General features: G+C 69.5%; 10 protein-coding genes and 1 pseudogene. 6 read left to right on the forward strand and 5 right to left on the reverse strand.

Annotation, left to right across the window (positions count from 1 at the left end; all coding sequences use genetic code 11):
* Positions 1–96: 96 nt before the first annotated feature.
* The 3 genes from ACVGV2_RS00115 (at position 97) to gdhA (ending at position 4,253) form a co-directional block, all read left to right on the forward strand.
* Positions 97–864, forward strand: a complete 768-nt coding sequence (locus ACVGV2_RS00115) for a GntR family transcriptional regulator (protein ID WP_459166076.1) — start codon at positions 97–99, stop codon at positions 862–864.
* A gap of 18 nt (positions 865–882) precedes the next feature.
* Entirely contained in the window at positions 883–1,551 is a 669-nt protein-coding gene (locus tag ACVGV2_RS00120; RefSeq protein WP_459164018.1) for a YdcF family protein, read from the forward strand.
* A 1,358-nt stretch (positions 1,552–2,909) separates the two neighbouring features.
* Positions 2,910–4,253, forward strand: coding sequence for an NADP-specific glutamate dehydrogenase (gene gdhA / locus ACVGV2_RS00125; protein ID WP_459164019.1), 1,344 nt, complete (start codon positions 2,910–2,912; stop codon positions 4,251–4,253).
* Between the two features lie 79 nt (positions 4,254–4,332).
* On the opposite strand, the gene ACVGV2_RS00130 is transcribed toward gdhA, so the two are convergent.
* Positions 4,333–4,920, reverse strand: a complete 588-nt coding sequence (locus tag ACVGV2_RS00130; protein WP_459164020.1) for a hypothetical protein — start codon at positions 4,918–4,920, stop codon at positions 4,333–4,335.
* Between the two features lie 202 nt (positions 4,921–5,122).
* On the opposite strand from ACVGV2_RS00130, the gene ACVGV2_RS00135 reads away from it, so the two are divergent.
* Together ACVGV2_RS00135 and ACVGV2_RS00140 are read left to right on the forward strand one after the other, a co-directional pair.
* Positions 5,123–5,656, forward strand: coding sequence for a peptidylprolyl isomerase (locus tag ACVGV2_RS00135; RefSeq protein ID WP_459166077.1), 534 nt, complete (start codon positions 5,123–5,125; stop codon positions 5,654–5,656).
* A gap of 24 nt (positions 5,657–5,680) precedes the next feature.
* Positions 5,681–6,595 carry a rhomboid family intramembrane serine protease gene (locus ACVGV2_RS00140; protein WP_459164021.1) on the forward strand — a complete coding sequence of 305 codons (915 nt, stop codon included), beginning with the start codon at positions 5,681–5,683 and terminating at the stop codon, positions 6,593–6,595.
* 47 nt (positions 6,596–6,642) lie between these two features.
* On the opposite strand, the gene ACVGV2_RS00145 is transcribed toward ACVGV2_RS00140, so the two are convergent.
* Together ACVGV2_RS00145 and crgA are read right to left on the reverse strand one after the other, a co-directional pair.
* Positions 6,643–7,068, reverse strand: coding sequence for a PH domain-containing protein (locus ACVGV2_RS00145; RefSeq protein WP_459164022.1), 426 nt, complete (start codon positions 7,066–7,068; stop codon positions 6,643–6,645).
* A gap of 133 nt (positions 7,069–7,201) precedes the next feature.
* Positions 7,202–7,465 carry a cell division protein CrgA gene (gene crgA, locus ACVGV2_RS00150; RefSeq protein ID WP_459164023.1) on the reverse strand — a complete coding sequence of 88 codons (264 nt, stop codon included), beginning with the start codon at positions 7,463–7,465 and terminating at the stop codon, positions 7,202–7,204.
* A gap of 298 nt (positions 7,466–7,763) precedes the next feature.
* Here crgA and ACVGV2_RS00155 point away from each other — a divergent pair, with 298 nt between their 5' ends.
* A complete protein-coding gene (locus ACVGV2_RS00155) occupies positions 7,764–8,420 on the forward strand; it encodes an aminodeoxychorismate/anthranilate synthase component II (RefSeq protein WP_459164024.1) in 657 nt (218 codons plus the stop codon).
* Positions 8,421–8,652: 232 nt separating this feature from the next.
* Here the strand turns inward: ACVGV2_RS00155 and pknB are convergent, their stop codons facing one another.
* A complete protein-coding gene (gene pknB, locus ACVGV2_RS00160) occupies positions 8,653–10,605 on the reverse strand; it encodes a Stk1 family PASTA domain-containing Ser/Thr kinase (RefSeq protein ID WP_459164025.1) in 1,953 nt (650 codons plus the stop codon).
* 840 nt (positions 10,606–11,445) lie between these two features.
* Positions 11,446–12,384: pseudogene (locus ACVGV2_RS00165) on the reverse strand (serine/threonine-protein kinase); the annotation flags it as partial.
* Between the last annotated feature and the right edge of the window lie 3 nt (positions 12,385–12,387).

The raw sequence follows: 12,387 nt of genomic DNA on the forward strand, positions 1-12,387 counted from the left end.
AGCAGCTGTCAATAGATGTACATCTATCGACTCGACTGGACCCGCTGCGGCGCTTAGAGGTAGGATTATTTGCAGGTCATGCGGGAGGTCACAGAGATGGGAACGGGGTACAAGGAGGTCGCTACCGACCTACGCGAAGCGATCGAGAGCGGGCGCTATCCGCCTGAGTCGACCCTCCCGAAGCAGCGCGACCTCGCGGAGAACTACGGCGTGAACCTCGGCACGATCCGCAAGGCCGTTGCCTCACTCGAAGCCGAGGGACTGGTTACCCCTGTCCGTCGCCGCGGCACGGTGGTGCGCAGTCGACCTCCGATGCGCAGGCTCGGTGCTGACCGCTACGCCAAGAGCAAGTGGAAGTTCGGCAACGTTGTCGCGTTCGCCGCAGACCGCGAAGCATCCGGCCGCACCTGGAAGCCCGATGATCAAACGAACCAAACTCAACGCACCGAGGCCGACAGCGAGGTCGCCGAAGCACTGGGCCTGAACCCGGGAAGCACTGTCTACGAACGCGCCCGCGTCGTCAAAGACCGCGGCAAACCTACGCACACCCTCACGAGCTATTACCGGCCCGCGGATGTTGAGAACACCCCGCTAACTGACCCCACGCCAGGACCAGCAGGGCAAGGCGGCGGTTTCGCGATCCTGACGCTACAAGGCCTGGAACCGGACACGATCACCGAAACCGTGCACGCGCGGATGCCAACCCCCGAAGAGACCCAGCTCCTAGACCTACCGCACGGTGAGCCGGTGATGATCCTGAACAGGACCACGGCCACGGCCGAAGGCCGCGTGGTGGAGTTCGCACGCGGGGTCCACGCCGCCTCCCGATTCGCCTGGTCCTACACGTTCAAAATCCCCGACTAACAGGGACCGAGGCCTGCGATGAACACTCCCACGCCGTCCATCCCGGAGCGCTTGCGCAGCGATGTCGAACGCCTCTGGGAGTATCACGATCTGCACCACCAGCTGAGGACGTGTGACGTGGGCGTGGGACTGGGCAGTCACGACCTCGGCGTGGCGGACCACGCGGTCGACCTCTACCGCGCAGGCTTGTTCCCGCTGATCGTGTTCACCGGGGCCAACGCTCCCACCACCGTCGAGCGGTTCCCACGTGGCGAAGCGGTCCACTACCGCGAACACGTCCTCGAGCACGGGGTTCCGGACTCGGCGATCGCCGTCGAACCCGACGCGAGCAACACGTCCGAGAACATCGAGTTCACCCGCCACCTGCTCGAGCAGCGGGGCAAGCAGGTGAGCTCGCTGCTGCTGATCTCGCGCCCGTACCAGCAGCGCCGGGCCTACGCCACGGCCAAGAAGGTGTGGCCCGAGGTCGACATCGTCTGCAGTTCGCAGCGCCTGTCCCTCGACGCCTACGTGGAGTCGATCGGTGATGCGAACCGAGTCATCACCATGTTGGTCGGCGACACCCAACGCATCACCATCTACGCCGACCGCGGATTCGCCATCCCCCAGCAGGTTCCCGAAGACGTCGACCGGGCGTACCACCGCCTGATCGACGCCGGGTACACCTCGAGGCTCATCACCACCTGACCGCGGTCCGCAGACACAGCGTTGCTGCTCGCGTAGTCCCAGCGCACAGCCTCAGTGTGCGTGTGTTCAGACTTTCTCTACTGCATCAAGGGCGGCCCCTGCCGGGGCCGCCTGCATGCTTGCCTGGTGCGTCCGGTGAGAGCCGCCCGCCCGCTGCCTGTGCGCTCTGGCCCAAGACCGCCCGGCGAGCTCGGCCGCTCGCCGGGCGGTCGGGCCGAGCGCGAGCGGTGGGCGGGCGGCGTCACCGGACGCGAGCGGAAGGCAGGCGGCTCAACCGCGGCAGGGGCCGCCGCGCGGGTCGAGTGGCCACGCTCGCTTGCGGCTGGCAGCTGGGTCGCCGTTCTCGAGCCTCGTAGGTGGCCCGGCGGGCGGCCGGATCCGTGCGTGGCTCGGGTGACCGCCTGGGCGCGCCTTCACAAGCAAAGTGTGGTTGCGCTGAGTAGCTGGGTCACCAGCGCCACAACCTACGGGCGGCCATGCTGACCCCGGCGTGCTGGCTCGCCTGCTTGTGGATGCGTGCCAGTACCAAGATCCAGATCAACTCAACTTCACGCGAAGACCTGCCTGACACCAATACGTCTGGCCAGATGTGGTTGGTTCACATCTGGTACACATCAGGCCGAGAAGCAACGTTGATCGCTGTCAAACGACGGCAGCCACCACGCGGGGTGAGCAGCGAAAACATGGTTCCGCTGCAGGGCAGCGACTTGCTTGCACCGCCTTTGCAAGGCGGGGGTTAGGGGTTCGATTCCCCTCGTCTCCACCACCGAAAGACCAGGTCACAAGGCCTGGTCTTTTTTCATGATCCACTGTGGGGCGCATCTGGATCACATCTGGATCACGTGCTCGGGGTCTGATCTGCCCGGGGTCTGATCTGCTCGGGGACGGATCTATCCGTCGAGCGCGCGGATGTGGTGGGCTCCGCACACGGCGCAGGTCTTCCGGTCTGCGAGTTCGGCGAACTCCTCCAGGGCGAGCTGCGGCGTTGGACCCCGGCGTTGGACCCCGGCGTTGGACCCCGGCGTTGGATGCCGGTGCTGGATGCCGGCCCTGGAGCCCGGCACCGCAGCTCAGAACCTGCGCCCGTGCTCACACAGCGGACCCCGTGGACTTCGCGCCCCTCCGTCCGGCATCGTCGGTGGGCTGTCGGGTGATGGTGGTGGCCGTGACCGCAACCGGCCGAGGCGCCCGGCGAGGACGTTCGGCACGGCCGGGGCAGCGTTGCCGCCGGCCCGCGATGACTTTCGACGCAGTCGCTTCCCCCGGTCGTGTGTGGGCTGGTTGCCTGGCGTGGATTACGCGCGGGTGGCCGGCCGGGAGGCCCCGCGTGCGGTCGGAGATGAGAACGGAGTGGGTACATGTTCTTGCACGAAACCCTGGAACCCGTCTACGAGCAGGTCGTGGGACGCAACGCCGGTGAGGTCGAGTTCCACCAGGCCGTACGCGAGGTCTTCGAAAGCGTGGGCGTGGTGCTGGGCAAGCACCCGCACTACACCCAGGCCAAGATCATCGAGCGGCTCTGCGAACCGGAACGGCAGATCATCTTCCGCGTTCCGTGGCAGGACGATCAGGGCGAGGTGCACATCAACCGCGGTTTCCGCGTGGAGTTCAACAGCGCGCTGGGGCCGTTCAAGGGCGGGTTGCGGTTCCACCCGAGCGTGTACTTGGGCACCGTGAAGTTCCTCGGTTTCGAGCAGATCTTCAAGAACGCCCTGACCGGCATGCCGATCGGCGGCGCCAAGGGTGGCGCGGACTTCGACCCGAAGGGCAAGTCCGACCGGGAGATCATGGCGTTCTGCCAGAGCTTCATGACCGAGATGTACCGCCACCTCGGTGAGCACACCGACGTTCCGGCCGGCGACATCGGTGTCGGCGGCCGGGAGATCGGCTACCTGTTCGGCCAGTACAAGCGGCTGACGAACCGGTACGAGTCCGGCGTGCTGACCGGCAAGAACGAGGCCTTCGGCGGGGCGCAGATCCGCACCGAGGCCACCGGCTACGGCACCGTGTTCTTCGTGCAGGACATGCTCGCGGTGCGCGGGGAGTCGCTGGCGGGCAAGACCGCGGTGATCTCCGGCTCCGGCAACGTGGCGATCTACGCGATGCAGAAGGTGCACGAGCTCGGCGGCACGGTGGTGGCCTGCTCCGACTCGGAGGGTGCGCTCCACGACGAGAAGGGCATCGACGTCGAACTCGTCAAGGAGCTCAAGGAGGTCGAGCGCACCCGGCTGTCGGAGTACACCGAGCGGCGCGCCTCCGGCCGGTTCCGGCAGGACCGCCAGGTGTGGGAGATCCCCGCGGACGTGGCGCTGCCGTGCGCCACGCAGAACGAGATCACCGGCAAGGAGGCCGAGCAGCTCGTGCGCAACGGCTGCGTCGCGGTCGCCGAGGGCGCGAACATGCCCACCACGCCGGAGGGCGTGCGCGCGTTCCAGTCGGCCGGTGTGGCGTTCGGGCCGGGCAAGGCGGCCAACGCCGGGGGTGTGGCGACCTCGGCGCTGGAGATGCAGCAGAACGCCTCGCGGGATTCGTGGTCGCGCGAGTTCAGCGAGCAGCGCCTGCGCGAGATCATGAGCAACGTGCACGACCGCTGCTACCGCACGGCGGAGGAGTACGGCACGCCCGGGGACTACGTGGCGGGGGCGAACATCGCCGGGTTCCTGCGGGTGGCCGACGCGATGCTGGCACTCGGCCTGGTCTGAGCGGCTGACCGCCCTGCGCGGCCGCGCTGCCGGGTGCACCGAATTGCCGGCGCACCCGGCGCGATTCACCCGGTGCGGTTCATCCGGTCGGGCCGGGATGTGCGGGTCCGTCCGCGTTCGGCACGGGACTCGGCGTCGCGGACGCCACGTCGGTGTCCGCGCGCGGCCCGGTGCTGTTCGGTTCGGGGTATTCGTCCCTCTCGCTTCCGAGGGGGACCTCCTCCGGCCTGCGCGTCAGCAGCATCGCCACGCCGGCGGCGCAGGCCGCTGCCAGCACGCCCAGGACCACCCACCGCCACGTGCGGTGCTTGGGCCTGCCCGGGTCGATGCGGGCGGCGAGTTCGCGCCGGGCGGCTTCGGTGTTGCGGGCGAGCTGTTTGCGCTGCTGCTTGGTGCGCTTGTCCCATTCCTTGCGCATCTTGCGGCTGCGCTTGGCGAGCTCCTTGCGGGACATCCCGGTGGTCCTGCGCGCGAGCTGGTCCTGGATCTCGGCGGTGGACAGGCCCCGCTGGGCGAGTTCGCGATCGGCCCGTGCCGCTGCGTGCTTGGACACGGCCTTGCCGACGCGGCCCGCGCGTTTGGCGCCGTGCCGCGCGCTGCGCATGCCGGTGCCGACGACCTTGCCCATGTTCTCCCCGGCACGGGCCATCGTGGTGACTTCGTCCATGTTCTGCCTCCTTGGCCGGTGCGGACCGGCCGACCGGACTTCCGCCGGGGACGATCCCCGGCGGTTCTGATGGCCCACCGACTGCCGCAGGCGGACACGTGGTCGGCGGGCAGCCACGCCCTATCGTGCACCCGACCACGGTGTGCCCGCTCTGCGATGGCAGGATGGTCGGGTGGCTGAAGACAACGGATCGCTCGTCGGGATGACGTTGACCGCGACCCTGCACACGACGCAGGGGGACATCCGGCTCAACCTGTTCCCGAACAAGGCGCCCAAGACAGTGGCCAACTTCGTCGGACTCGCGGAGGGCACCCAGGAGTACTACGCGCCGAACGCGCGCGGTGAACGCTCCGGCCCGTTCTACGACGGGGTCATCTTCCACCGCGTGATCGACGGGTTCATGATCCAGACCGGTGACCCGACGGGCACGGGCCGTGGTGGTCCGGGCTACGAGTTCGCCGACGAGTTCCACCCGGAGCTGCAGTTCAACCGCCCGTACCTGTTGGCGATGGCCAATGCGGGGCCGAACACCAACGGGTCGCAGTTCTTCATCTCGGTCGCGGCGACGAGCTGGTTGAACTACAAGCACAGCATCTTCGGTGAGGTCGCCGACGACGCCTCCAAGGAGGTCGTGGACTCGATCGCGCACACCGCGACGGGGCAGGGCGACCGCCCGATCAACGACATCGTGATCGAGAAGGTCACCATCGAGCGCGGCGAGAACGCGGCTGGGTGACCCCACACTCCGGCGAGGTGCATCGTGAGCGTGCCACCCGGGACGTCGCCGCAGTCCGAGGCGGGGCAGCAGTTACCCGGCTGCGTGCGTCACCCCGACCGGCCGACGGGCCTGCGCTGCACGCGGTGTGAGCGGCCGGTCTGCCCGGACTGCCTGCGCGAGGCGTCGGTCGGGTACCACTGCGTGGACTGCGTCGACGAGGGGCGGCGTCGGCAGCGCGAGCCGAAGACCGTGGCGGGGGCGCAGTACCGCCTCGGCAGACCGTTCGTGGTGCTCGCGCTCATCGTGCTGAACGTGGGCATGTTCGTGCTCACCGCGGTGGTGGCCGGCAGCGCGCAGGCCAACCTCAACTCCCAGCTCGGCGCGGACCTGGCGATGGTTCCGCTGCTGACGGCGCAGGGGCAGTGGTGGCGGTTGGTCACGTCCGGGTTCCTGCACTTCGGGCTGGTCCACCTGGCGATGAACATGATCGCCCTGTGGGTGATCGGCCGGGACCTGGAAGTGGTGCTGGGGCGGCTGCGGTTCCTCGCGGTGTACGTGCTGGGACTGCTGGGCGGCAGCGTCGCCGTGTTCGTCTTCGGCCAGCAGTTGTCGATGATGGCGGGCGCCTCCGGCGCCGTGTACGGGCTGATGGGCGGTATCGCGCTGGTGGCGCTGCGCCTGAAGATCAGCCTGCGCCCGGTGATCACGGTGATCGTGCTGAACCTGCTGATCACGTTCACGATTCCGCAGATCTCGGTGTTCGGCCACCTGGGCGGTCTGGTCCTCGGTTCGGCGGCGACGGCGGCGTTGGTGTACGCGCCGCAGCAGCGGCGCACGCTGCTGCAGGCGAGCGCCCTCGGCGGGTTGCTCGTGCTGCTCGTGGCGCTGATCGTCACGCGCGATGCGCAGCTGGCGCAGACGACCGTGATGGTGCCCGGCTCGGGAGCCTCGACCTAGAGAATCCGCGGATTGGCTGGCGTTCCGTCCGTTGTGGGTCGGGTGGCTCAGGTGCCGCGTTCCCGGTGGAGGCGTTCGAGCTCCGCCGCGACGTCCTCCGGATCGGCGCCGAGGTCGAAGCGGCCGAGCACGAACAGCTCCCCGCCGGTGGTTTCCAGTTCCACGGTGCGCGTGGTGCGTCCGTGGCGGCGCTGCTCGTGCGTGCGCGGGGTGACCTCGGACCAGCCGAAGCGGCGGCGCCCGCGCAGTCCGTGGACGGTGACGCCGTGCGGATCGGCGCGCAGCCGCGGTCGGCAGGCCGTGGCGTAGCCGGTCAGCGCCAGCAGCGCGAGAGCGATCACGCCGATGAACAGCCGGTCCACCGCCTCGGTGGACAGCAGCCACCAGACGGCTGCGGCGGCCACGAGAACCCAGCCGGTCACCACCAGTCCGAGCGGGGTCGACCAGCTGCGGCTCTCGTGCGGTTCACCCACGCTCACCTGCGACGATCCGAGTTGTCCACAAGAGTTGTCCACATGGGGATGACTTACGTCCGTGTCGTTCTGCTGGGTACGGTCGCGCTCCGATGTGTCCGATTCCGCGGCCCCCGGCCACTATTATCAACGACTAGCGCCAACCCATGGTCATGATCAGTCCGACGATCATGAAGCCGAAGCCGACAGCGAAGTTCCACCCGCCCATCTCGGCCATGAACGGGATCTTGTCACCAGCCAGGTAGTTGATGATCAGCCACAGCAGGCCGAGCAGCATGAGCCCGAACATGACGCCCAGATACAGCGGATGGGTCGGCCCCTTGAGCTTCGCCGGTGCGCGCGCACCGGCAGTGGTCCGGGCAGAGCGATCCTTCTTGCGCACCTTGGACTTCGGCATGGTGTCCTCGCCAGATCGGGGGCCGGTGGGTGGGCCGGACCGTGGCCGTGTTGCGGAGCGGATCGCAGGCGCGAACGGGCGCCGCGACCCGCGGAGGCGGAACGAGCAGCGACGCGTCCGCCTGCGCGGCGGTCCGCTGCTCCGTCACCACGTTAACGCAATCATTGATCAATCCGGCAGCCCCGGTCCCGCGCACGGCGCGACGAGCCACCGAACGATCGCCGCGGCTCTCCGGCGCCGCCGGTCCAGTCGTGCGACGGCCTGGGGTGATCGGTGCCGTTGCCACTACAGTGGCCGTGTGCGCGTACTCGTCGTCGACAACTACGACAGCTTCGTCTACAACATCGTCCAGTACCTCGCCCAGCTCGGCGCGGACTGCGTGGTGCGGCGCAACGACGCCGTGAGCGACGCGGACCTCGCCGCAGCCGACGGGGTGCTGCTCAGCCCCGGCCCGGGCACGCCGCAGCGCGCCGGGCGCTCGATGGAGATCGTCCGGTGGTGCGCCGACGAGCGGCGGCCCGTCTTCGGCGTGTGCCTCGGCATGCAGGCCATGGGAGCCGTGTGGGGCGGCGTCGTCGATCGGGCACCGGAGCTGCTGCACGGCAAGGTCAGCGGCATCGAGCACACCGGCGGGGGCGTGTTCAACGGGTTGCCGGCGGATTTCCCCGCCACGCGGTACCACTCGTTGATCGTCACCGCCGACAGCGTGCCGGAGCCGTTCGAGGTGACCGCGTGCGCCTGGGCCGATGACGGCACGCGGCTGGTGATGGGCATGCGCCACCGCGACCTGCCGGTGGAAGGGGTGCAGTTCCACCCCGAGTCGGTGCTCACCGACGGCGGGCACCGGATGCTGGCCAACTGGATGGCCGCGGCGGGTCACCCCGTCTCGGGTGAGGTCCTCGACGGTCTGGAGCGCGAGACCCGCCGGGTCGCCGCCACCGCCCGCCGCGGGTGAAGTCATCCCCGCGCACACCCCCGCGCACACCGCCGCAGCCCGAACGCCACTGCCAGGAACCCCCGAGGTGGCCCGGCCCCGAGGTGGGCTGAGCTCTCCCGCCGGCCGGAGGTTCGGACGTTTCTCGAGAAAAGTCGGCGACTTTTCTCGAGAAACGTCCGAACCCCTGGTCAGGTGGGGTGCAGCCGGAGGCTGGCGGGCGGGGGCTGCGACGAGACCCCGACCGGCCGGCTCAGTTGAACGGGAAGAGGCCGCTCGTCTCCTCGGAACTGCTGCTCGAGGCGTCCTCGTCGTACTCGCCGACGTAGATCGTCACGTCCTGGTCCCTGCTCAGCCTCTGCCCGGAGGAGGGCGAGGATCCGACGACCCTGCCGTCCATGTTCTCGTCGCCGGTCCTGCGGTTCTGCTCGTTGATCTGCCCCTGCCAGCCCTGGCTCTTGAGCATCTGCTCCACCTCGGTGGGCGAGGAGCCCCGCACCTGCGGCATCGTGAGCTGCTGGCCGGTGGAGACGTAGAGCGTCACCTGCTCGCCCGGGCGGGCCTGCGAGCCGCCGGAGGGATTCTGCTCGACCACCGTGCCCCGCGGCTGGTCGGCTTCGCGGTCCTGGCGGTTGACCTGGAAGCCGGCGCCTTCCAGGTAGGCCTTCGCCGTGTCGAAGCGCTGGCCCTGCACGTCGGGCACTTCCTCGGTCTGCGGTTCGGTGCCGATGGTGACCTGGATCGTGGCGCCCTTGTTGACCGCGCTGCCGCGGTTGTTCCAGTCGATGACCTTGTCCACCAGGTTCGGGTCGTCCGTTTCCCGGTACTCCGGGTTGTAGCCCATCTCCAGGCCCTGCTGCTGCAACTTCTGCGCGGCCTGGTCCATGCTCAGCCCGCTCAGGTCCGGCACCTGCACCTGCTCCGGTCCGATGCCGGAGCAGATGGTGACCGTGGTGTTCGCCTTGACCACCTGCGCGCCGGGCGCCGGGTCCTGCCTGATGACCTGGTCGATCTGCTCGCGCGGGGAGTGGCAGTCCGTCGGGTTCACGTTCCAGTTGCGCTGGTTCGCCAGACCGATGGCCTCGGCCTTGGGTTTGCCCTGGAACTGCGGGACGCCGACGCGTTCCGGCTGGTTGGAGGTGAGCGCCGTCGTCGCGAACCAGCCGACCGCGGCCAGCACGGCCAAGCACGCGACGGTGGCCAGGCCGACGAGCCAGCCCTTGCGCCGCTTGCGCCGGTGCTGGCCGTCGGCCACCTCCTCCGGCGGCACGGGCGCCTGCGCCGCGGTGTGCTCGGACTCCGGCGGCTCGTCGGCGAACATCGCGGTGTGCTCCTCGTCGGACATGACGAGCGGAGCGTTCGGCCGTTGGCCCGAGAGCACGCGCACCAGGTCGGAGCGCATGTCAGCCGCCGAGGCGTAGCGGTTCTCCGGGTTCTTGCTCAGGGCCCGGAGCACCACCGCGTCCAGCGGCGGGGGCACGCTCTGGTTGAGGTCGGAGGGTTTGCGGGGCTGCTCCCGCACGTGCTGGTAGGCCACCGCGACCGGCGAGTCACCGGTGAACGGCGGTTCCCCGGTGAGCAGCTCGAAGAGCACGCAGCCCGCCGAGTACACGTCGCTGCGCGCGTCGACCGACTCGCCGCGGGCCTGCTCGGGGGAGAGGTACTGGGCGGTGCCGATGACCGCGGCGGTCTGCGTGACCGCGGCCTGCTCCCCGGCGAGCGCGCGGGCGATGCCGAAGTCCATCACCTTGACCGCGCCCGACTCGGTGATCATGATGTTCGCGGGCTTGACGTCGCGGTGGACGATGTCGTGCTTGTGGCTGAAGTCCAGAGCCGCGGTCGCGTCGGCCATGACCTCCATCGCCCGGCGCGGGTTGAGCGGACCTTCGGTCTTGACGATGTCCCGAAGGGTCCGCCCCTCCACGTACTCCATGACGATGTAGGGCAGCGGGCCGCTGTCCGAGTCGGTCTCCCCGGTGTCGTAGACCGCCACGATCGCGGGGTGGTTCAGTGCTGCCGCGTTCTGCGCCTCCCGGCGGAACCGCAGCTGGAACGTCGGGTCGTTGGCGAGATCGGCCCGCAGGACCTTGACCGCCACGTCCCGGCCCAGTCGAATGTCGCGGCCCCGGTGCACTTCGGACATGCCGCCGTACCCGAGGGTGTCCTCGAGCTCGTAGCGGTTGGAAAGAAGTCGCGGTGAACTCATCGAAGTGTCGTTCCGATCCGTGTCAATGATCGTCCCATCGTGCCGACTCGTCGTGCGCCCCCGCTAAGGGCCGCCACGGGTCGTTTCGGCTGTGTGTGCGGTTCCCCCGACCTCGTCACGTGTCCACCCGGTCGTGACCGGGCAGTCCCGTTTCCCACTATCGGTGGTAGGAATAAACCCTTTCGTGTCAACCTGCCGTTGCGCAGTGTGACCTAACGTTGCCGTTGAAGCCAGGACGGTGTGCGCGATCCCGGATTCGGACGAAACTGGCTTCGGCAGGGCGTCCTGCGCCGGCCCGCCGCGCAGCCACACCAGCGCGGTGCTGCCGAGGACGACCAGCACCAGCACGGCGAACACGACCGCCACCCAGAATACGGCCCGGTTGACGTGCCGTGACCGAGGCGGAACCGGCGGCCCGGTGACGCCCGGAGCAGGCGCCGCCCCGGGCGACTGCCCGGGTACCGCTCCGGTCGGATAACCCGGTGGGTGAACCGATCGCTGCGTGGGTTGCTGCGCAGCAGGATGCGGCACCGGCGGCTGCGGGCCCGATTGCCGGGCCGGCTGCTGGTGCGCCGGCTGCTGCGGCATGTGCGCAGCGGAAGCGGTGAAACCCGTCTGCGGGGCCGGACCCGGTGCCGCCGAGCCCGGTGCCGGCGATCCCGCCGCCTGGCCCGGACCTACCTGTCCCAGGGCTGCCTGTCCCAGGGCTGCCTGTCCCAGGGCTGCCTGTCCCAGGGCTGCCTGTCCCGGCGCTGCCGGGCCGGAGGTCAGCTGCTGCGGTGCCACCGCGCTCTGTCCCGGCACCGGTGCGGGCTGGCCGGGTGACCCGGGTTGGCCGGGTGACCCGGGCTGGCCGGGTGCCCCGGGTTGGCCGGGCGACCCGGGTTGGCCAGGCGGCCCGGGCGGGGGCGCAGCGGCCAGCCCGCTCGGTGCTGGCACGGGTCCGCCCGCGCGCACGTTCGCCACCGCGCCCGCGAACTCCCCGCCGTCGGCGTAGCGGCGGCGCGGATCCTTCACCAGGGTGGAATCGAGCAGCTGCCGCACCCCGCAGGGCACGTCCGGCGGCAGCGGCGGCGGCGCGTCGCGGATGTGCATCATCGCGACGGTCACGGCGTTGTCCGACAGGAACGGCCGGTGGCCCATGAGGCATTCGTAGCCCACCACGGCCAACGAGTAGACGTCGCTGGCCGGCGTGGCATCGCTGCCGAGCGCCTGCTCGGGGGCGATGTAGTGCGCCGTGCCCATCACCATGCCGGAACGCGTGACCGGCGCGGCGTCGGCGGCCTTGGCGATGCCGAAGTCGGTGAGCTTCACCGTGCCGTCGGCGGTGATGAGGATGTTGCCCGGCTTGACGTCCCGGTGCACCAGACCGCGTTCGTGCGCGGCCTGCAGCGCCCGTCCGGCCTGCTCGAGCATGTCGAGCGTGTGCTCGGTGCGCACCCGGCCCTCGCGGGCGAGGATGGCGGCCAGCGGTTCACCCTCGACCATCTCCATGACCAGGTACGCGGTGTCCTCCGAGCCGTCGTCGGCCGCCGCGGTCTCCCCGTAGTCGTGGACCGCGGCGATACCGGGGTGGTTCAGCGCCGCGGTGGTGCGCGCCTCGGTGCGGAACCGGTGCAGGAATTCCGCGTCACCGCACAGTTCCGGCTTGAGCACTTTGACCGCGACGGCGCGGTCCAGCCGGACGTCCACCGACTGCCACACTTCACCCATGCCGCCGACGGCGATGCGGTGGCGCAACCGGTACCGGTCGGCGAGCAGCTGCCCGGAGGTGAGCACCGA

The organism is Bounagaea algeriensis (assembly GCF_054491375.1).